The following is a 19350-nucleotide window of genomic DNA, read 5'->3' on the forward strand; positions in this document are numbered from 1 at the left end:
GGGCCCCCTGTCACGGCCGTGTGATCAGCCTGTGGTCAGCCTGTGAGGAGGCCCGGCGGACCGTCGACGGACGCTCTCCGGGGACGCGACGGACGCTCTCAGGGAACGCCCGCGGGGCCCCCCTACAGCCTCGTCTGCGGCCCCCTCTACGGCCTCGTCCGCGCGCCCGCCTGTGAACTCGGCTCCGCGCTCGACTCCCCGCCCGATTCCGCGCTCGGCTCCCCGCCGGGCTCCGGACCCGGCTCCGGACCCGGCTCCATGCCCGTCCGTCGCCGGGATCGTCACCGAGAAGACGGTCCGTCCGGGGGCCGAGGCGGCGGTCACCTCACCGCCGTGGGCGGCGACGACGGCGCGCACGATGGCGAGGCCGAGCCCGGTGGAGCCGGCCTGCCGGGAACGGGAGGCGTCGCCGCGGGCGAAGCGCTCGAAGACGGCGGGCAGCAGCTCGGGCGGGATGCCCGGCCCGTCGTCCTGGACCTCGACGACGGCGCGCGCGCCCTCGATCCTGACGCGGGCGGTGACGATGGTGCCGGGCGGGGTGTGGGTGCGGGCGTTGGCGAGCAGGTTGAGCAGCACCTGCTGCAGTCTCGCCGCGTCGCCGCGCACCGCCGCTACCCGGCCGTCCTCGGGCAGTTCGAGGCGCCAGCGGTGGTCGGGCCCGGCGGCGCGGACGTCCCCGACGGCGTCCACGACCAGCGGGACCAGATCGGTGACCTCGTACGAGAGCGGGCGTCCCGCGTCGAGCCGGGCGAGCAGCAGCAGGTCCTCGACCAGGCCGGTCATCCGGATGGCCTCGGACTCGATCCGGCCGAGCGCGTGCCGGGTGTCGGGGCCGCACTCCTCCCGGCCGCGCCGGGTGAGTTCGGCGTAGCCGCGGATGGAGGCGAGCGGGGTGCGCAGTTCGTGGCTGGCGTCGGCGACGAACCGCCGGACCCGGGTCTCGCTCTGCTGGCGGGCGTCGAGGGCCGCGTGGACGTGGTCGAGCATCCGGTTGAGGGCGGCGCCGACCTGTCCGACCTCGGTCCGCGGATCGGCCTCGGTCTCCGGGACCCGCTGGTGGAGCGCGACCTCGCCGCTGTGCAGCGGCAGCCGGGCGACCTGCGCGGCGGTGGCGGCGACCCGTCGCAGCGGCCGCAGCGCGATCCGGACGAGGACGGTCCCGGCGAGGGAGGCGGCGGCGAGGGAGGCGCCGGTGAGGCTGAGTTCGACGAGGACGAGGGTGGAGAGGGCGTTCTCGACGTCGGTGAGCGGAATGCCGGTGAGGAACGTGCCATGGGCGCCCTCGGTGTGGACGACCCGGTACGAGCCGAGCCCGCCCGGGAGGTCGACGGTGTGGGGCCGGCCGTCGCGGGGCACGGCGGCGAGCGCGCGCACCTGCGCCGCGTCCAGTTCTCTGACCGGGAAGCGCGGGCCCTCGCCCGTGCCGCTTCCGGCCACCTCCGTCGAGTAACCCGCCTCGGTGACGTTCCCGTCCTGGACGACGGCGCCGAGCGTGCCGATCGGCGAGCCCGGCGTACCAAGGAAGGCGAGCGGCTCACGGCCCCGGAGCGGGCCGGGACCGAGCGGCGGGCCCGGCGGCCCGGCGGCCCGCTGGGCGAGCCCGGTGAGCTGCTCGTCGGCCCGGTCGTAGAGGTAGGAGCGGTACGCGAGGGTGGTGACCGCGCCGATGACGGCCGCGACCACGGCGATCAGCGCGACGGCGGAGACCACGAGCCGCGTCCGCAGCGACCACGGCCGCGGGGGCCCGCTCCGGTGGCGGAGCCGCACGGGGCCTACTCCCCCGGCTTGATGAGGTAACCGGCCCCCCGCCGGGTGTGGATCATCGGAGAGCGCCCGGCGTCGATCTTCCGGCGCAGGTAGGAGATGTACAGCTCGACGACGTTGGCCTGGCCGCCGAAGTCGTACGACCACACGCGGTCGAGGATCTGCGCCTTGCTGAGCACCCGACGCGGATTGCGCATGAGGTAGCGCAGCAGCTCGAACTCGGTGGCGGTGAGGTGGATCGAGTCGCCGCCCCGGGTGACCTCGTGGCTGTCCTCGTCGAGGGTGAGGTCACCGACGACGAGCACCGACTCGCTGCGGGACTGTGCCGCGCCCGAGCGCCGGATCAGGCCGCGCAGCCGGGCGACGACCTCCTCCAGGCTGAACGGCTTGGTGACGTAGTCGTCTCCGCCGGCCGTGAGCCCCGCGATCCGGTCCTCCACGGCGTCCTTCGCCGTGAGGAAGAGGACCGGCACCTCGGGCAGTTCACGCCGGATCGAGCCGAGCAGACCGAGCCCGTCGACGTCGGGGAGCATGATGTCCAGGATGACGACGTCCGGCCGGAACTCGCGGACGGCGCGCAGTGCGCCGGCCCCGTCACCGGCGCTGCGGACCTGCCAGCCCTCGTAGCGCAGGGCCATCGAGAGCAGTTCGGAGAGGGAGGCCTCGTCGTCCACGACGAGGACACGGACGGCGGTGCCGTCGGCACGGAGCAGATCGGCGCGGGTGCCGCGGCGGGCTGAAGTGCTGCGAGTGGTGACGGTCATGGCACCACGCTGGCCGCGGCCGCTGAGATCCCTCTTTCGCTTTCCTGTGAATTCCCTGAGAAACCGTCGCCGGCCCGGTTCAAGGTTTCACGTGAAACATCGCGGCGCCGTTGTCGTGGAGGACCGCCCGGAGCCAGTCGTCCCCGAGGCCGAGTCGTTCCAGGGCGTCGAGCTGGTGGAGGTACGGGTACGGGATGTTCGGGAAGTCGGAGCCGAGCAGGATCCGGTCCTGGAGGTCGGCGAGCCGCTTGAGCGCCTCGCGCGGGAAGGGCGCCAGGCGCTCGCTGAAGTCCGTGAACGCCATCGTCGTGTCCAGGTGGACGCTCTCGTACCGCTCCGCGAGTCCGAGGAAGTCCTCGTACTCCGGCATGCCCATGTGCGCGACGATCATCCGCAGCCGGGGATGCCGGGCGAGCAGCATCCCGGCCGGTCCCGGTCCGGTGAAGGCACCGGGCGCGGGCCCCGAGCCGCAGTGGACGACGACCGGTGTCCCGCTCTCGGCCAGCAGCCCCCACACCGCGTCGAGCAGCGGGTCGTTGGGGTCGAAACCGCCGACCTGGACGTGCACCTTGAAGACCCTGGCCCCGTCGTCGAGCGCCTGCCGGACGTACGCGGCGGCCTCCGGTTCGGGGAAGAAGGTCGCAGTGTGCAGACAGTCGGGCGTCCGCGCGGCGAAGTCGGCGGCCCAGGAGTTGAGCCAGGCGCCCATCCCCGGCTTGTGCGGGTAGAGCATGGAGGTGAAGGCCCGTACGCCGAAGCCGCGCAGCAGCTCGACCCGCCGGTCCTCCTCCTCGCGGTAGGTGATGGGCCAGGGCTGCCCGGTCATCGGCCCCACGGCGTCGAAGTACGCCCAGACCTTGTCGAGCACGTTCTTCGGCATGAAGTGGGTGTGGACGTCGACGAGCCCGGGCAACCCGAGCCGCGCGGTCCGCTCCCGTACGGCCTCACTCTCGTTCAAAGCCGTAGCTCCGCTCGACCTTTCCGATGTGGCAGCTGTACGCCTCGTACCAGTGCGCGCGCCCGTACGACTTCGCCGCCAGGTGCGCGGAGTCGAGCCGCCAGGCGTCGAGGGCCTCCAGGTCGCGGAAGTAGGCGACGGTGATGCCGAGGCCGCCGGGGGTACGGGCGGACTCGTAGCCGAGGAAGCCGGGGACGGAGGCGACCCGCTCGCGCAGCTGGGCGGCGGTGTCGGCGTACCCCTCGGGGGCGTCGGGCCGCAGGGAGGTGAAGACGGCCGTGTAGTAAGGGGGTTCGAGTCCGGAGATCGGTTTCTGCGTCATGCGCTCACCCTCGCCGGGCGGCCCGGACGCTGTCCACGGCCGCCCGCCAAAGGGATCCAAGACTTTACGAACCTCAGGCGGGGCCAAGGGATCCAGGACCTCGGGGACACCGGGCCGGTCAGAACAGCCCGTCCTGTCCGCTCTCCGCGGCGACGACCCCGACGGGCACGCTCCAGCCGTCCGCATCCCCGCCGCGCTCGAGCCCCCACCCGGCGAGCAGCCGTCCGTCGAGCACGAGATGACGGCCGGCCGGGTCCCTCAGGTGCAGGTCCGGGCCGGCGGCGGCGAGCACCCGCCCGGCGACGGTCCCGCCGTCGACGAGCTCGGTGACGCTCCCGTCGAGAGCGGGCAGCTCCCCGAGCCCGAAGACGTCCCCTTGGTCGTACGCGGCGAACGGCAGCGCCTCCAGGGTGTCGCCCCAGCCGCCGACGCCCAGGGCCCGCCCGTACAGCTCCTCGATCTCCCCGCGCCGGGCGGCGGGGTCCGGCAGCCCGATCCGCAGCGCCCGCTTCCGCTCGTACGACACCCGGTCGGGCACGCCGAGCGCCTGCCGCAGCACCTCCTCGGTGCGCCGGGCGGCCATCAGCGGCCCGCGCCCGAGCCAGCAGAAGGCGACCGCGCCCTGTTCGAGGAGGCGCGCGGACCCCCGGTGCTCCCCGGTGATCCCGACCTTGACGGTCCCGGGGCCGAACCAGGCGAGGTAGACGCGGTAGGGCCGGGGGTCGTCGGCGAAGGTGTCGGCGGCCACGGAGTGCGCCCGGTCGAGCCGGGCGCAGTCAGGGCAGAGCCCGCCGGTGGACCGCCCGGGCACGGCGGCGCCGAGCGGGCAGGCGTTCCCGCGCACCCCCGCGCAGGCCCGGCCGCCGACGGCCCGGAAGCCGAGCGGCCGCCCGTACGCGACCGGGCTGGTCCGCCCGCCCCACCACCGCAGCACGGCCGCGCCGCCGACCCACCCGACCCCGCCGCTCCGCCACACGCCCCGGTCACCTCCCATGCCCCCATCCTCCCCTCAGGAGCCTCAAGGCCGTCGGGCCCCTCAGTCCCCCATGTCCTCCCTCAGGGCAGGACGTAGATCCGCGTCCCGTCCGGGCAGGGGTCGCCGACCTCGCGGATGCAGCCCCGCTCGATGAGCAGCCGGACGCAGTCGCGGACGCGCTCGCCGGAGAGGCCGGTGCGCCGGGTGACGTCCTGCGGACGGCAGCGGACGCCGCCGCGCACGAGGGCGGGGGCGAGGAAGCCGGCGACGGTCCGCATGTCGCCGCTGATCTCCCAGGACTCGACCAGTTCCTGGGGACTGAGCGGCGGCGGGCCGTCCCCGCCGCGCTGGCGGGGCAGGGCGAACGAACGCTCAAGGGAGTCGGCGACCCTTGAGAGGCTGCGTCGCGTCTCCCGCAGCAGCTCCGCGCACGCGACGAGGTCCGCGGAGCCCTCGTCGATCCGTCCCTCCAGCCGGACCAGGACGTCGACGAGCTCGGGCGGCAGCACGAACCCGCTGTGCGCGGGCGCCGGTTCGAGGCCGTAGCCGCCGTGCCGCTGCACCTCGGCCACCAGCTCGCCCACCCAGGCCCGGAACGGCCCGGCCTCCGGCGAGCGGCAGGCGGTGACGAGCTGCACGAGGCCGGGGAGGCTCACCATGCGGGCGGTTCCCCGGATGCCGCTGCGCGCGAGTATGTCCGCGGTCGGGGCCAGTTCGCGGGCCGGCGCGAGGCACCAGGCGGGCAGGGCCACGCTGCGCAGCGCCTCCCGCGGACCCGCGTACCCGAGCTGCCGGGCCACGTCCACGACGGGGAACCAGTGCGCTCCGTCGACGGCCGTCAGCCGCCTCAGCCGGCCTCCCGCGGCGGCCCGTACGAAGTCATCGATGTCGATCGCGTCCAACGATCATCACCTCCACCCGCACGCTAGGCCGACGGCATATTCAACTGACATGCAAATCTGATGGGTTCACCCAAAAGGGGAAGGCCCCGGGCAAACCCGGGGCCTTCGTAGTAATCTCCGCGTCCGCGTCCGCTAGCGGGCGACGAACTGGGTGAGGATCGCCTGCACCTCGTAGATGTCCACGCCCTTGGTGAACGTCTTGGTGACCGGCAGCTGCTGGCCCGAGATCCAGATCTTCAGCTCGGCGTCGAGGTCGAAGGTGCCGGCCGTCTCGACGGCGAAGTGCGTGATGCTCCGGTACGGGATCGAGTGGTACTCGACCTTCTTGCCGGTGATGCCCTGCTTGTCGACGAGCACGAGCCGCCGGTCCGTGAAGAAGATGACGTCACGGATCAGCAGGTACGCGGCGTGCACCTGCTCCCCCTGGCCGAGCAGCCGCGCGTAGTCCTGCTGCGCCTGCGCCGGATCGATGGCGTGCGCGTTCCCGAAGAGCGCCATGCTCTACCCCCCACATTTCAGCCACAAAATACGATCACCCGAACCTAACCCCACCCACCCCACCACTGGCAACGCCCCAAGCGCCCCGGACAACGCAAGAGGCCCGGACTCTCGTCCGGGCCTCTTGTCTATGTGCACTCGGCAGGATTCGAACCTGCAACCTTCTGATCCGTAGTCAGATGCTCTATCCGTTAAGCTACGAGTGCTTGTTTTTAGTTCTTGTCTCCGTTCCCCCGGCCCTTTCGGCCCGCTGTCCCGGCGACAGGAAGAACATTACATGAGTCCCGGCGTCATGTGAAATCCGATTACCCCACCCCTTCTGACCTGCGGAAACGCCATCGGAGGGCGGGGTGGAGCCGGGGGTTCCAGCGCGGAGAACGGGGCTGGAACGGGCGAAAGAGACCGGGGTCACACGCGGGGCGGGGACGGGGGCGCGTTCGCGCGCAAGAGGGCGTCGAGGCGTCGAAGGCGGAGGCGAACACGAAAGCGAAGGCGATGGCTCCGGCGTGGGACCGGAACGGGTGCCGGAGCGGTGCGGGAGACGCGGGTTCGGGAACGGGTGCCGACGCGGCGTGGGAGACGCGGGGCCGGGAACGGATCACGGCGCGGTGCTGGGGGCGCGGGGCCGGGAATGGCGGAAGCCCCGGCCGTGGGGCCGGGGCTTCCTGAGGCGGAGGCGGAGGGATTTGAACCCTCGATGGGCGATAAAGCCCAAACCGCATTAGCAGTGCGGCGCCATAGACCGGACTAGGCGACGCCTCCTCGCACCCCGCGCATGCGCGGACGGTGCGTGCAGATGATGACACAGGCGAGCCTGGTGTCACCAATCGCTTTCACCGTACCGGGCGGGCGGGGTGCGGGGCAAAGCCCCCGGCGCGTCCCGAGGAGCGCGTCCGGGCCCCCGCGCGGCGCACCCCGGTTGCGCAACGCGCCCGGGGTCCCAGCGTTAGAGAGGTGTCCCGTTCCTTCTCGTCCGCACGTCTCCGGAGCCCGTCCATGCCGCTGCGCCGTCTCGCCCTCCCCGCCGCGCTCGCCGCCACCCTCGTCACCTCCCTCGCGGGAGTCGCGTCGGCCGGGCCGCTGCCGCCCCTGCCGCTGCTGTCGCCGCCCGACTCCCTGACGGTGGCCGTCACCGGGAGCGGGAACCCGGAGGCCGAGGGGAGCTGGAAGCTGACCTGCGACGACCGGCCGGGCGGGGACCATCCCGCGGCCGCGCGGGCCTGCGAGCGCCTGGCGGGCTTCGCGCGCTCCGGGGAGGACCCGTTCGCACCGGTCCCGGCGGACCGGATGTGCGCACAGATGTACGGCGGGCCGGTGACCGCCCGGGTGACCGGCGTGTGGCAGGGGCGCCGGATCGACGCCCGCTTCTCCCGTGCGAACGGCTGCGAGATCGACCGCTGGGAGAACACGGAACCGCTCCTTCCGAGCGTCCGGGGCTGACGGGACGAGCGGGGGCGCCGTTAGACTCCCTCCGTGACAGGGCCGCCGCCCAGGGGCAAGATGGGGCCGGCCACCGTCCCGGCACATGCCGGACGGCGCACACCGCGGACCCGATCCGCGCGCAATTGCAGGCGTCAGGGAGGAAGCGTCGTCGTGAGCAGCAGGCCATCCCGAGGCGCTGCTCGCCTCGCAGCCATACTCGACGCCCTCCCGGACGGCCTCGTGCTCGTCAACTGCAACGGCACGGTCGTCAACGCCAACACCATCGCCCTCGGCATGTTCGAGACCCCCGGCACCGCGCTCGTCGGGCGCGGGCTGCTCGATCTGCTGCCCACCTTCGACTCGCGCCTGATCCCCGGCTCGATGCGCCGCCCCGATCCGGCGGACGAGCGCGGCCGCACCAAGCCGATGCGGATGATGGCCCGCCGCACCGACGGCGGGGAGTTCCCCGTCGAGGTCACGAGCGCCAGCCTGGAGGACGGCCGCGAGGCCTACGACTCGTACTCCGGCTACACCGGCGACGAGCTGCTGATGCTCGTCGTCCGCGACCTCACCGGCACCCTCGACACCGAGGCCGAGCTGGCCCGCTCGCAGCGGCAGACCGAGATGATCCTCCGCGCCGCCTCGGAGGGCGTCGTCGGCACGGACACCGACGGCCGGGTCGTCCTCGTGAACCCCGCCTTCGCGCAGATCCTCGGCTACCGCGCCGGCGAACTCGGCGGAGCCGAGCTGCACCCGCTGATCCTCGCCAAGCGCGCCGACGGCACCCCCTTCCCGTACGAGGAGTCCCCGCTCGCCGACACCCTCAAGTCGGGCCGCAAGCACCGGGTGCGCGGCCAGGTGCTGTGGTCGAAGTCCGGCGACCGGGTGCCGGTCGACCTGACGACCGCTCCGGTGCGCGACGGCGACCAGCTCGTCGGCGCCGTGATGACCTTCACCGACCGCCGTCCCCACGAGGAACTGGTCGCGCAGCAGAAGGAACTGGTCGAGAAGCACGCCGCCGAGCTGGCCGAGCTGGCGGAGCGGCACGCCACCGAGCTCGCCGACAAGGCCGAGCGGCACGCGGCCGAGCGCGAGGCGCAGGCGGAGCGGTACGCGGCCCTCGCCTCCCGGCACGCCCAGCTGACCGCCGTACTGGCCGAGTCGCTGCGCGGGCCCCTGGAGGAGCTGCGCGGCGAGCTGGGTTCGCTCGCCGCCGACGACGGCGTGCAGCTCTGGCCGGAGGCCAACCGGCTGCTGCACCACCTGGTCGCCGGTTCCGCCCGGATGACCACCCTCGTCGACAACGTCCTCGGCTACCAGCGTCTGGACGCCGGCGAGGAGAAGCTCGACCGGAAGGTCGCGCTGCTCGACGGGATCGTCACCGGCGGCATCGACGCGGCCGTGGACCTGATCGGCCCGGGCCGCGCCCAGTTCGCCGTGCACGCCCCGCCGATCGAGGCCGAGGTCGACGCCGGCCGGCTGACGACCGCGCTGGCCCACCTCGTCGCGGACGTGGCCGGGGTCGACGCCACCGGCAGGACCCGCGCCGCGACGCAGGGCGTCGCCGGTCCCGCCGACTCCACGATCGTGGTGGCGGCGGCGCAGCGCGGCGAGGTCGTCCGCATCGAGGTACGCGGTCCGTACGCGGGCGGCGACCCGGTCCACGGGCCCATCGTGCGCGGGATCGTGACGGCGCACGGCGGTGTCGTGCAGACCCACGAGGTGCCGGGGACGAGCGGCGGCGCGTACGTCCTGGAGGTGCCGATCGGCGCGGGCCGGGGCACCGTTCCCGCCGCCGAGGTCGCGCCCGCGTCCCAGGCCGGGCCGGAGGCCGGTTCCCCGCTCGCGCTCGCGGCCGCGCCCGAGTCCACGCCCGCGCCCTCGCCCTCGCCCGCCTCCCCGTCCGCCCCGTCCGCGACCATGCCGACGCCTCCGGCCGGGCTCACGCCCACGCCGGGGCCGACGTCCGGGCCCACCTCGGGGTCGATGTCCGTTCCCCCGCCGGGGCGGACGTCCGCGCCGAGTCCGACGCCCGCGCCGGGTCCGGCATCCGGGCGCACGCCGATGCCGACGCCTAGGCCGATGCCGACGTCCGGGCCCACGCCGGGACCGACGACCGGGCCCGCAGCGGGGCCCATGCCCGTGCCCCCGTCCCGGCCCACGTCCACGCCGGGCCCCCCCTCCGGGGTGCCCGCCGCCGGCGTGCCCTCTTCCGGGGGCCCGTCGTCCGCCACTCCCTCCTCAGGCATCCCCGCCCCGGGCGTCCCCGCCCCGGGTGTCCCGTCCGCCCCCGCGCCGGAGGCTTCCCCGGCCGGGCCCGCGGGTGGTGTGCCCGCGCAGACCTCCGGTCCCGTGGACGGCGGGACCGCGGGCGGTTCCGGGCGGCGGCGGGCGCGGCGCGGGTCCACCGACGCGTTCCTGGAGGGCGGGACCTCCCCCGAGGGCGAGGCCGGGGCGGTCGCCGTGCCGGCCGCGGGCGGCGGACGTCGCCGCGCCCGTGCCGAGGACGCCCCGGGTCCCGCCGAACTGATCCCCGCCCAGCAGACCACCGGCGCGGAGCCGACCGGCCGCCGGCGCCGGGGCCGGCCCGCCGAGGGCTCCGTGGTGACCGCCGCCGAAGGCGCCCAGGAGCGTCCCGCGCTCGGTGCCGCCGTGCCGCCGCAGGGCGTCGCCCCCGTCGAGCCCTCCGGTGCTCCCGCGCCGGCCCCCGCCCTTCCGGCCGCGCCCCAGGGCGGCGCGATCGCCGTGGCCTCCTCCGGGGGTGCCGAGGGCGAGCGGCCGACCGGTCGACGGCGGCGTGCGCTCGCCGCCGCGCAGGAGCGGGCCGCCGCCGCCGAGGCGGGGCCCCGGACGCCGTTCGCGCTGCCGCCCGCCGACGCCGACACCGACCGCGACGAAGCGCCGGAGTCCGCCGACGCCGGTGCCGGTGCCGGTGCCGCGCAGGAGGAGCAGCCGCGACACGGAGCCGTACAGGACGTGCCCGCCGGGCACACTCCCGCGCAGCCGCATCCTCTCCCGACGTCCGCGACCGCGGTCCCGGCCACGGGTCTCGGGCCGGTGCCCATGCCCGCGCCCACGCCGATGCCCGACCCGGCGCCCCTGCCGACTCCCGCTCCCGCGCCCCCCGCCGTACCCCCGGCTGCCGTACCCCCGGCCGCCGTGACCCCGCCGTCCGCGGCGCCCGCCACGCCCGCGAGCGGCACCGCAGCGCCTACCGGAACCGGTACCGGTTCCGTACCGCTGCCTCCCGAGCTTCCGATGCCCGGCCCCATGCCGTCGCCGGCGCCGGCGGCGCCGCTGCCGAAGGACTCCACGCAGGGGCGGGCGTTCAGCGTGCGCACGCTCGGTCAGGGGGTGCCCTTCGCGCCGCCGGCGCAGGCGGGCACGCCCGTGGCCGCTCCGTCGAACGGTTCGGGCCGGCGCCGCAAGCTCGCGACGCCGCCGGAGGTCGACCCGCCGGCCCCGGCAGCGGCCCCCGCACCGCCCGCCGCGACGGCACCGCTCCCCGCCGCCGCGCCCGCACCCGTACCCGCTCCGGAGTCCGAGGGGCGCGGACGGGCGTACGCCATAGGGGCGCCGGCCGAGGGTTCCGACGAGGGGCCGGAGCCGCTCGACGGCCCCGGCGGCGCGGTCGAGGTCGTCAACCGGCCCGCTCCGCTGCCCGTCGACGACGAACTGCCCCCGGAGCCGCTCGACAACCCGCGCCGACTGCTCGTCTGGCCCGCCCCGGACGTCGCCACCCAGCAGGCGCTGAGCGACCGCGGCTACCGGCCGGTGATCGTGCACTCCCGCGAGGAGGTCGACGCGCAGATCGCCGCCTTCCCGGCCGCGCTCTTCGTCGACCCGCTGACCGGTCCCATCACCCGGACCGCGCTCCAGTCGCTGCGCCAGGCGGCCGTCTCCGCCGAGGTGCCGGTGCTGCTCGCGGCCGGGCTCGGACAGGCGGGCCGGGAGGAGGCGTACGGCGCCGATCCCGCCGTCCTGCTCAAGGCGCTCGCGCCGCGCGACAGCGAGCAGCACCCCTCGCGGGTCCTGGTCATCGAGGAGAACGAGCACATCGCCGGCGCCCTCGCCGCCACCCTGGAGCGGCGCGGGATGCAGGTGGTGCGGGCGGCCACGGACACCGAGGCGGTGGCCCTCGCGGGCGAGACGCGGCCGAACCTGGTGGTCATGGACCTGATGCAGGTGCGCCGCCGACGGGCCGGGATCATCGACTGGCTGCGGGCGAACGGCCGGCTCAACCGCACCCCGCTGGTCGTCTACACCTCGGCCGGCCTGGACGCCGACCGGCTGCCGGAGCTGTCCTCCGGCGAGACGGTCCTCTTCCTGGCCGAGCGCGCCAACAGCGCCGAGGTCCAGGCCCGGATCGTCGACCTGCTGGCGAAGATCGGCACCAACTGAGGGAAGACCCTGGGGAGTCCGGGTCGGACCAGGGGAGCCGAAGGAACCGGAGAACCAGAGGAACCGGAGGAAGGGGGAGGGCTCCTGACGAGCCCTCCCCCTTCCTCTCGCCGGTGTGCGTCAGATCCGGGTGACGTCCAGCTCGCCCTCCGCGTACTGCTTGCGGATCACCTTCTTGTCGAACTTGCCGACGCTGGTCTTCGGGACCGCCGGCACGATGGCCCAGCGCTCCGGCAGCTGCCACTTGGCGATGCCGCCCTCGGTGGCGAGGAAGTCCCGCAGGGTCGCGTAGTCGGCCTCGGCGCCCTCCTTGAGGACGACGGTCGCGAGCGGGCGCTCGCCCCACTTCTCGTCCGGGACGGCGACGACGGCGGCCTCGGCGACGGCCGGGTGGGCCATGATCGCGTTCTCCAGCTCGACGCTGGAGATCCACTCGCCGCCGGACTTGATGACGTCCTTGGCACGGTCGGTGAGGGTGAGGAAGCCGTCGGGGCTGATCACGCCGACGTCGCCGGTCTTCAGCCAGCCGTCCTCGCTGAACTTGTCCTCGGGGCGGATGGGGTCGGCGCCGACGCCGCCGAAGTACGCGCCCGCGATCCATGTGCCGCGCACCTCCAGTTCGCCGGCGGACTCGCCGTCCCACGGCAGGTGCTCGCCGGAGGGGCCGACGAGGCGGCCCTCGACGCCCGCGGGGAAACGTCCCTGCGTGACGCGGTACGGCCACTCCTCCTCCGGGGTCAGCCCGGCCGGCGGGTGCGCCATCGTGCCGAGCGGGGAGGTCTCCGTCATGCCCCAGGCGTGACAGAGGCGGACGCCGAGCTTGTCGTAGGCCTCCATGAGGGAGGGCGGGCAGGCGGCGCCGCCGATGGTGACCTGCTTCATCGAGGAGAGGTCGCGCGGGTGGGCGGTGACCTCGGCGAGCAGGCCCTGCCAGATGGTGGGAACGGCGGCGGCGTGGCTGGGCTTCTCGCGCTCGATCATCTCGGCGAGCGGGGCCGGCTGGAGGAAGCGGTCGGGCATCAGCATGTTGATGCCGGTCATGAAGGTGGCGTGCGGCAGGCCCCAGGCGTTGACGTGGAACTGCGGGACCACGACCAGGGTCGTGTCCCGGTCCGTCAGGCCCATCGACTCGGTCATGTTCACCTGCATGGAGTGCAGGTAGATCGACCGGTGCGAGTAGACGACGCCCTTCGGGTCGCCGGTGGTGCCGGAGGTGTAGCACATGGCGGCGGCGCTGCGCTCGTCGAGCTCGGGCCAGTCGTAGGTGGTCGGGCGGCCCGCGATCAGCTCCTCGTACTCGTGGACGCGCGGGGCGGTGCCGTCGAGGAGGGAGCGGTCGCCGGGGCCGGCGACGACGACGTGCTCGACCGTCGGCAGGTGCGGCAGGAGCGGGGCGAGGAGGGGGAGCAGGGAGCCGTTGACCAGCACGACCCGGTCGGCGGCGTGGTTGACGATGAACACCAGCTGCTCGGGGGGAAGCCGCAGGTTGAGGGTGTGCAGGACGGCGCCCATGGAGGGGAGCGCGAAGTACGCCTCGACGTGCTCGGCGTTGTTCCACATCAGCGTCGCCGTGGCCTCGCCCTGGCGGACGCCCAGCTCGTCGCGGAGGGCGTTGGCGAGCTGGGCGGCGCGGTCGCCGATCTCGGCGAAGGTGCGGCGCTGCGGCTCCGGCTCGCCGGTCCAGGTGGTGACGGTGGACCGGCCGTGGACCCTTCGGCCGTGTTCGAGGATGCGGCTGATGGTGAGCTGTACGTCCTGCATGGTGCTGTACACGGGGCGTCCTCCCGGTGGGCGCTGCACGTGCCTACGTGGCAGTAAAGGTGTGCAGATTCTGCGCACATACCACGCGGTATGTCACTACCCGGGAGTACCGAAATTGCCAGTGATCGCTGGCAGATGTCAACGACCGGCGATTTCCGGACTCAGACGCCGACGCCCGCAGTGAGTTCCGGGTCCTCGCGGAGGCGGCCCAGGGCGCGGGAGACGGCGCTCTTCACCGTTCCGACGGAGACCCCGAGCACCTCGGCCGTCTGCGCCTCGCTGAGGTCCTCGTAGTACCGCAGCACCACCATCTGCCGCTGCCGCTCGGGGAGCTTCATCACGGCGCGCCACATGGCGTCGTGGAGGACCTGGCGCTCGGCCGGGTCCGGCTCGGCGGGGCCGGCAGGCTCGGGCAGCTCCTCGCAGACGAACTCCTCGACCTTGCGCTTGCGCCACTGCGAGGTGCGCGTGTTCACGAGCGCCCGGCGCACGTACCCGTCGAGGGCCCGGTGGTCCTCGATCCGCTCCCAGGCCACGAAGGTCTTGGTGAGCGCGGTCTGGAGCAGGTCCTCGGCGTCGCTCGGGTTCGCGGTCAGCGAGCGGGCGGTGCGCAGCAGCAGGGGCTGGCGGGCCTTCACGAAGGACGAGAAGGACGGGTACGCGAACGGGCGCGGGCCCTGGCGCGGCGAGGTGCGCGGGGCCGTGCGCTGTCCGGGCCGGGTGGCGGCCGTCGAGGCGCCGGCGCAGACGGGGCCAGTGGGTGGCGGAGTCATGGTTCCACGCTAGGAGCGGCGCGGTCCCGGCGGATCGGCCCCAGGTCCCGAACCCGGCTCCCCCTCAGGTCGGAGTCCTCGGGGTGCCCCCACCTCCTCTGGGTGGAGCCGCCGTCACCCGGGGGTCAGGGTCGGTGGCCGGCCGCGCGCCCCGGCCCGCCCCGCCCCCGCCCCCGCGTCCGCGTCGGCTCAGGTGTCCGTGCCGAGGAGCAGGCCCGAGGTCGGGACGCCCGTGGCCGGCGGTGACCAGGGCGCGGGCCGCGCCGGGGATCTGGTTCACGGAGGTGCCGCGCAGCTGCCGCACCGCCTCCGCGATGCCGTTCATCCCGTGGAGGTACGCCTCGCCCAGCCGGCCCCCGTGGGTGTTGATCGGCAACGCGTCCGCCGCCACGAACCCCCGCCCTCGCCCGGCTCGCAGAAGCCGAACTCCTCCAGCTGCATCAGCACGAAGGGCGTGAAGTGGTCGTGGAGGATGCCCACGTCGATGTCGGCCGGGCGCAGCCCCGACGTCCTCCACAACTGCCGTGCCACGAAGCCCATCTCGGGGAGGCCGGTCAGGCCGTCCCGGTAGAAGCTCGTCATGGCCCCCTGCCTGCGGCCCGAGCCCTGGGCCGCCGCGAGGACGACGGCGGGCGGGTGCCGCAGTTCGCGGGCGCGCTCGGCGGTGGTGACGACGACCGCCTGGCCGCCGTCGGTCTCCTGGCAGCAGTCGAGGAGGCGGAGCGGCTCCGCGATCCAGCGGGAGGCGGCGTGGTCGGCGAGCGTGATCGGCCTGCCGTGGAAGTACGCGGCGGGGTTGTTCGCCGCGTACCTGCGGCCGGTGACGGCGACGTGCCCGAAGACCTCCGGCGTGAGCCCGTACACGTGGAGGTAGCGCTGGGCGGCCATGGCGACCCAGGAGGCGGGGGTGAGCAGCCCGAAGGGCAGGTGCCAGCCGAGCGCGACGCCCTCGGCGGACGGCTCGCGCCGCTGCACTCCGGCGCCGAAGCGGCGGCCCGACCGCTCGTTGAAGTGCGCCGGCCCGGTACGCCTCGTCGAAGAAGACGAACTGCTCGTCGGAGCCACGGCCCTGCCCGCCGTACTCCTCCGGCCAGCCGAGGCCCAGGAGCCCGTCGGCGCCCATCCTGCGGAGCAGCCGGCGCTGCGCGGCGCCGTCGCTCGCGGGCGGCGGCCCGTCGGGCATCGTCTCGCGGAAGTACGCGCGGAGTTCGGCGCGCAGCCGGAGCTGCCGCTCGGTCGGGGCGAGGTGCACGGGACGACCCCCCGGAAGGGACGGCGAAGATTTCAGACTGTCCGTCAAATCCAACCGCGCTGTCAAGGCTCGGGGCACCCGACGGAAACGGCGAGGCGGCCCGGGCGTCCGGTACCGAAGCACCGTCGCGCGGGCCGCCGTTCACCCCGCGGTCACACCCCCTCGGGCCGGGCCCGTGGGCTGGTCTCCACCACGGGTGGAAGTTTCACCGCCGACGCCTCACTCCGCGACGGCGGCCTCGAAGGCGGCGTACGCGGTCGCGTCGAAGAGCACGAACCGCACCTCCTCGACCCCCGTCCCCGCGGCCGCGACCTGCCGCACGGTCTCGACGGCGATCCGCGCCCCGTCGTCGATCGGCCAGCGGTAGACCCCCGTGGAGATGGCCGGAAAGGCGACCGTACGGGCCCCCAACTCATCTGCCACCCGGAGGGATTCGCGGTAACAGGACGCCAGGAGCGCCGACCGGTCCTCGCTCTCCGACCAGACGGGCCCGACGGTGTGGATCACGTGCCGCGCCGGCAGCCGCCCGCCCGTGGTCGCGACGGCCTGCCCAGTCGGCAGGCCCTTCCCGTACCGCGACGCGCGCAGCTTCCGGCAGGCGGCGAGGATCTCCGGCCCGCCCTTGCGGTGGATCGCGCCGTCGACGCCCCCGCCGCCGTACAGCGACGAGTTCGCGGCGTTGACGACCGCGTCCACCACCTCCTCGGTGATGTCCCCGCGCACCAGCACCATCCGCACCACGCCGTCCTCCTCCGTCTCGCGCCTCCGGCCATCCTGCCGCCGCCCGGCCGCCGCGGCACGCGGAAAAGCCCCGTCCCCCTACGCGCCCGCGGGCCCGCCGGCGGCCACGACCACCTGGTGGGCGTCCTCGTAGAGGATCCGGCCGGGGTCCGAGGACTCCAGGCGCCGGCACTCGACGCCATGGGCGGCGAGCAGCTCCAGGTACCCGTCGACGCGCGCGATGAGCTCATGCGCGGACGCCTTGAACCAGGCCACCGCGCCGGGGTGCGCGGCCGGGTCGTACACGGAGGGGTCGACGTGGCTCGGATTCGGGTAGTGGGCGTCGTACCAGTCGTTGGCGGCCCGCCAGAAGCGGTACTGCTCCTCGCTCAACCTGCCCTGCGCCGCCAGCTCGTTGGCGAGCACGAAGACGCCGGGGAAGTGCCCGCGCGGGTGCCGGACGACCCCCTGGAACCGTACGAACACCATCCGCTCCACGCCCCTTCACCCTCCCCGCCCCGCCCACGCGCCTCCCGCCCGGACCCGGAACGGACGAGAGCCCCCGCCGGACTCGCCGGACGGAGGCTCTCGCTCACCGCGGTGGGTGTGGGATTTGAACCCACGGTGACTCTCGCCACGACGGTTTTCAAGACCGTTCCCTTAGGCCGCTCGGGCAACCCACCCTCGCTCCACCTCACCTGCCGCGGAGCGAGCTACAGCCTACCGGCTGGCCGTCCAGGACGTGGCGGCCCGACCACAGGCCGACCTCGATTCCCCGGAGGACCTTCGGGGCGGGGTCGAGCGGGCCGGCTCCTGTCCGCCCGTGAGCGGCCGAACCAGCGCCACCTGCAACCAGATCGAGCCCAGGCAGGAGCGCGAGGCCGCGGCCGTCAACGTCGAGGCGCCCGGCTCCGTCCGGTCGGGACGGGCGTCGGCGGTCGCGGCGGTTGCTCAGAGGGGGCGGGCCGAACGGCGGAAGCGTCGCGCGGAAGAGGGAGAGCCGCTGGTCTCTGGTGTGCGGCCGCCGTGGAGCGGAGACACGGAAACGGCGCCGGGGTGCTTCCCGGTGCCGTTTCCGTGTGCCTACGCGCGCGTGGGCGTCAGCTGTCGCCGGTGCGCTCGCCGAGGACCACCGTCGTCGACGCCGTCTTGCCGTCCCGCTCGTAGGTGAGCTTCACCGAGTCGCCCGGCTTGTGCGTCCAGATCTCGCTGATGAGCGACGGGCCGCTGTCGATGGGGTGGTCGCCGAAGGCCGTGATCACGTCGCCGGGCCGCAGGCCCGCCTTGGCCGCCGGGCCGTTCGGCGTCACCGCGCCCGTGCCGCCCGCGCCCTGTTCCGCGATCCGCGCGCCCTCGCCCTTGTCGTTCATGTTCACGGTCGCGCCGATCACCGGGTACACCGGCTTGCCGGTCTTGATCAGCTGCTCGGCCACCGCCTTCGCCTGGTTCACCGGGATCGCGAAGCCGAGGCCGATGGAGCCCGCCTGCGACTGGCCGTAGCCACCGCCTGCGGACTGGATCGCCGAGTTGATGCCGATCACGGCGCCGGCGGCGTCGAGTAGCGGGCCGCCCGAGTTGCCGGGGTTGATCGACGCGTCCGTCTGCAGGGCGCTCATGTACGAGTTGCTGCCGCCGCCGTCGCCCGAGGCCACCGGGCGGTTCTTGGCGCTGATGATGCCGGTGGTCACCGTGTTGGAGAGGCCGAAGGGCGCGCCGATCGCGATCGTCGCGTCGCCGACCGCCACCTTGTCCGAGTTCCCGAGCGGCAGCGGCTTCAGCCCTTCCGGGGCCTTCTTGAGCTTGATCACGGCCACGTCGTAGCCCTCGGCCCGACCGACGACCTCGGCGTCGTACGTCCGGCCGTCCGAGAAGGTCGCGGAGAGCGTGCCGCCCTCGGCCGCCGACGCCACCACGTGGTTGTTGGTGACGATGTGGCCCTGCTGGTCGTAGACGAACCCGGTGCCGGTGCCGCCCTCGGCCTGCATGCCGCCCGACTTGGCCTGGATGGTGACCACGCTCGGCAGCGCCTTCGCGGCGACCGCCGCGACCGTGCCCGGCTCCCGCTTGAAGGAGGCGGGGGCGTCGCCGGAGGTGACCGTCGTGGACGCCGGGCCGCCGTCCTCGTTCTGGGCCGCCCAGTACCCGATCCCGCCGCCGATGCCACCGGCGACGAGCGCCGCCGCCAGGACGGCGGCGACGAGACCCCCGGTGCGCTTGCGCGGCGCGGGCGCGGCCGGGACCGGCTCGCCCCAGGACGGTACGGCCGGCGGCGCCGGAGGCCAGCCGCCGCCCCCGGCGGCCGCCACCGCGTGCTCGGGGGTGTGCACGGGCGCGTACGGGGGAGCGGGGGCCGCGGCGGGCGGCGTGGGCACGGGAGCGGAGGCCGGGGGCGCGGGCGGGACCGGCGGCTGGATCCGGGTCGTCGCGTCCGCTCCGGACGGCGCCGCGGGCTGCTGAACCTGCGGGGCCTCCTGAGGCTGCTGGTGCGGGGCCGGCTGGGGATGCGGGGTCGGCTGAGGCTGCTGGTGCGGGGCCGGCTGAGGCTGGGGGGTCGGCCGGTGCAGGGCCTGCGCGGCCGGGGGCGGGGTCGCGGGGGCGGGCGGCGTGGCGGGGGCGGACGGGGCAGTCGAGTCCGCCGGAACCTCGGTGCCCTCGTTCTCGGTGCTCACAGCTCGCTCTCCTCGTTCACGGCGCGGGGACGGTGACGGTCGCTCCAGGGTGCTGGGGACAGCTTTTCCCACCGGGCGTCAGGCCGCGGTAAGGCGGAGCTGTGCGAACGCACCCTCTTCTTTATATCCGGGCAGAACGGGCAGGTTCGGTGTGCCCCGGCCGCCCCG

Annotated in this window: 14 protein-coding genes, 3 tRNA genes and 2 pseudogenes; 2 read left to right on the forward strand and 17 right to left on the reverse strand. The window is 74.5% G+C overall.

The features are described 5' to 3' along the window. Window positions 1-24: 24 nt before the first annotated feature. The 9 genes from ACFZCF_RS11370 to ACFZCF_RS11410 form a co-directional block, all read right to left on the reverse strand. Complete coding sequence (locus tag ACFZCF_RS11370) at window positions 25-1767, reverse strand: ATP-binding protein (RefSeq protein WP_391286178.1); 1743 nt, start codon at window positions 1765-1767, stop codon at window positions 25-27. Window positions 1768-1772: 5 nt separating this feature from the next. Beyond that, window positions 1773-2528 (reverse strand): response regulator transcription factor, encoded by a 756-nt coding sequence (locus ACFZCF_RS11375; protein WP_388442162.1) that lies wholly within the window; start codon window positions 2526-2528, stop codon window positions 1773-1775. Between the two features lie 79 nt (window positions 2529-2607). After that, window positions 2608-3486 (reverse strand): amidohydrolase family protein, encoded by an 879-nt coding sequence (locus ACFZCF_RS11380; protein WP_388442165.1) that lies wholly within the window; start codon window positions 3484-3486, stop codon window positions 2608-2610. Next, window positions 3473-3808, reverse strand: a complete 336-nt coding sequence (locus ACFZCF_RS11385; protein ID WP_189949229.1) for an antibiotic biosynthesis monooxygenase — start codon at window positions 3806-3808, stop codon at window positions 3473-3475. The genes ACFZCF_RS11380 and ACFZCF_RS11385 overlap by 14 nt, the downstream gene beginning before the upstream one ends. A 118-nt stretch (window positions 3809-3926) precedes the next feature. Then, window positions 3927-4802 (reverse strand): DUF2797 domain-containing protein, encoded by an 876-nt coding sequence (locus ACFZCF_RS11390; RefSeq protein WP_391286182.1) that lies wholly within the window; start codon window positions 4800-4802, stop codon window positions 3927-3929. Between the two features lie 62 nt (window positions 4803-4864). Then, the gene (locus ACFZCF_RS11395) at window positions 4865-5686 is read right to left on the reverse strand and encodes a Bro-N domain-containing protein (protein ID WP_388442170.1); all 822 of its coding nucleotides are present in this window, start codon (window positions 5684-5686) and stop codon (window positions 4865-4867) included. Window positions 5687-5818: 132 nt separating this feature from the next. Next, window positions 5819-6184, reverse strand: a complete 366-nt coding sequence (locus tag ACFZCF_RS11400; protein ID WP_043224835.1) for a PH domain-containing protein — start codon at window positions 6182-6184, stop codon at window positions 5819-5821. A gap of 133 nt (window positions 6185-6317) precedes the next feature. Next, window positions 6318-6390, reverse strand: a tRNA-Arg gene (locus tag ACFZCF_RS11405). A 465-nt stretch (window positions 6391-6855) separates the two neighbouring features. Continuing rightward, window positions 6856-6946: transfer RNA gene (locus ACFZCF_RS11410), tRNA-Ser, on the reverse strand. Between the two features lie 234 nt (window positions 6947-7180). Between ACFZCF_RS11410 and ACFZCF_RS11415 the strand changes: the two genes are divergently transcribed. Further along, window positions 7181-7624 (forward strand): SSI family serine proteinase inhibitor, encoded by a 444-nt coding sequence (locus ACFZCF_RS11415; protein ID WP_391286185.1) that lies wholly within the window; start codon window positions 7181-7183, stop codon window positions 7622-7624. Window positions 7625-7777: 153 nt separating this feature from the next. Then, complete coding sequence (locus tag ACFZCF_RS11420; RefSeq protein WP_391286187.1) at window positions 7778-12007, forward strand: PAS domain-containing protein; 4230 nt, start codon at window positions 7778-7780, stop codon at window positions 12005-12007. Window positions 12008-12127: 120 nt separating this feature from the next. Here the strand turns inward: ACFZCF_RS11420 and ACFZCF_RS11425 are convergent, their stop codons facing one another. From ACFZCF_RS11425 to ACFZCF_RS11460, 8 genes and pseudogenes are all read right to left on the reverse strand, one after another. Beyond that, window positions 12128-13780, reverse strand: coding sequence for a long-chain fatty acid--CoA ligase (locus ACFZCF_RS11425; RefSeq protein ID WP_388442179.1), 1653 nt, complete (start codon window positions 13778-13780; stop codon window positions 12128-12130). Between the two features lie 149 nt (window positions 13781-13929). Then, entirely contained in the window at window positions 13930-14541 is a 612-nt protein-coding gene (locus tag ACFZCF_RS11430; RefSeq protein WP_388442182.1) for a SigE family RNA polymerase sigma factor, read from the reverse strand. Between the two features lie 64 nt (window positions 14542-14605). Further along, a pseudogene (locus ACFZCF_RS11435) lies at window positions 14606-15429 on the reverse strand (hypothetical protein). Between the two features lie 91 nt (window positions 15430-15520). Beyond that, window positions 15521-15793, reverse strand: a pseudogene (locus ACFZCF_RS11440) (acyl-CoA dehydrogenase family protein); the annotation flags it as partial. A gap of 219 nt (window positions 15794-16012) precedes the next feature. Beyond that, window positions 16013-16534, reverse strand: a complete 522-nt coding sequence (locus ACFZCF_RS11445) for an O-acetyl-ADP-ribose deacetylase (protein WP_391286190.1) — start codon at window positions 16532-16534, stop codon at window positions 16013-16015. 78 nt (window positions 16535-16612) lie between these two features. After that, window positions 16613-17002, reverse strand: a complete 390-nt coding sequence (locus ACFZCF_RS11450) for a hypothetical protein (protein WP_388442188.1) — start codon at window positions 17000-17002, stop codon at window positions 16613-16615. A 109-nt stretch (window positions 17003-17111) separates the two neighbouring features. Continuing rightward, window positions 17112-17196 (reverse strand) — tRNA-Ser (locus ACFZCF_RS11455). 417 nt (window positions 17197-17613) lie between these two features. Further along, window positions 17614-19182, reverse strand: a complete 1569-nt coding sequence (locus tag ACFZCF_RS11460; RefSeq protein WP_391286192.1) for a trypsin-like peptidase domain-containing protein — start codon at window positions 19180-19182, stop codon at window positions 17614-17616. Window positions 19183-19350 lie beyond the last annotated feature (168 nt).

Source organism: Streptomyces sp. NPDC007945 (assembly GCF_042958885.1).
Lineage (GTDB): Bacteria > Actinomycetota > Actinomycetes > Streptomycetales > Streptomycetaceae > Streptomyces.

What these genes read in the sequence shown, in the direction of transcription:
- ACFZCF_RS11375 (WP_388442162.1), bottom strand. Translation starts at nt 2,528, where the DNA reads ATGACCGTCACCACTCGCAGCACTTCAGCCCGCCGCGGCACCCGCGCC.
- ACFZCF_RS11385 (WP_189949229.1), bottom strand. Translation starts at nt 3,808, where the DNA reads ATGACGCAGAAACCGATCTCCGGACTCGAACCCCCTTACTACACGGCC.
- ACFZCF_RS11390 (WP_391286182.1), bottom strand. Translation starts at nt 4,802, where the DNA reads ATGGGAGGTGACCGGGGCGTGTGGCGGAGCGGCGGGGTCGGGTGGGTC.
- ACFZCF_RS11400 (WP_043224835.1), bottom strand. Translation starts at nt 6,184, where the DNA reads ATGGCGCTCTTCGGGAACGCGCACGCCATCGATCCGGCGCAGGCGCAG.
- ACFZCF_RS11415 (WP_391286185.1), top strand. Translation starts at nt 7,181, where the DNA reads ATGCCGCTGCGCCGTCTCGCCCTCCCCGCCGCGCTCGCCGCCACCCTC.
- ACFZCF_RS11430 (WP_388442182.1), bottom strand. Translation starts at nt 14,541, where the DNA reads ATGACTCCGCCACCCACTGGCCCCGTCTGCGCCGGCGCCTCGACGGCC.
- ACFZCF_RS11450 (WP_388442188.1), bottom strand. Translation starts at nt 17,002, where the DNA reads ATGGTGTTCGTACGGTTCCAGGGGGTCGTCCGGCACCCGCGCGGGCAC.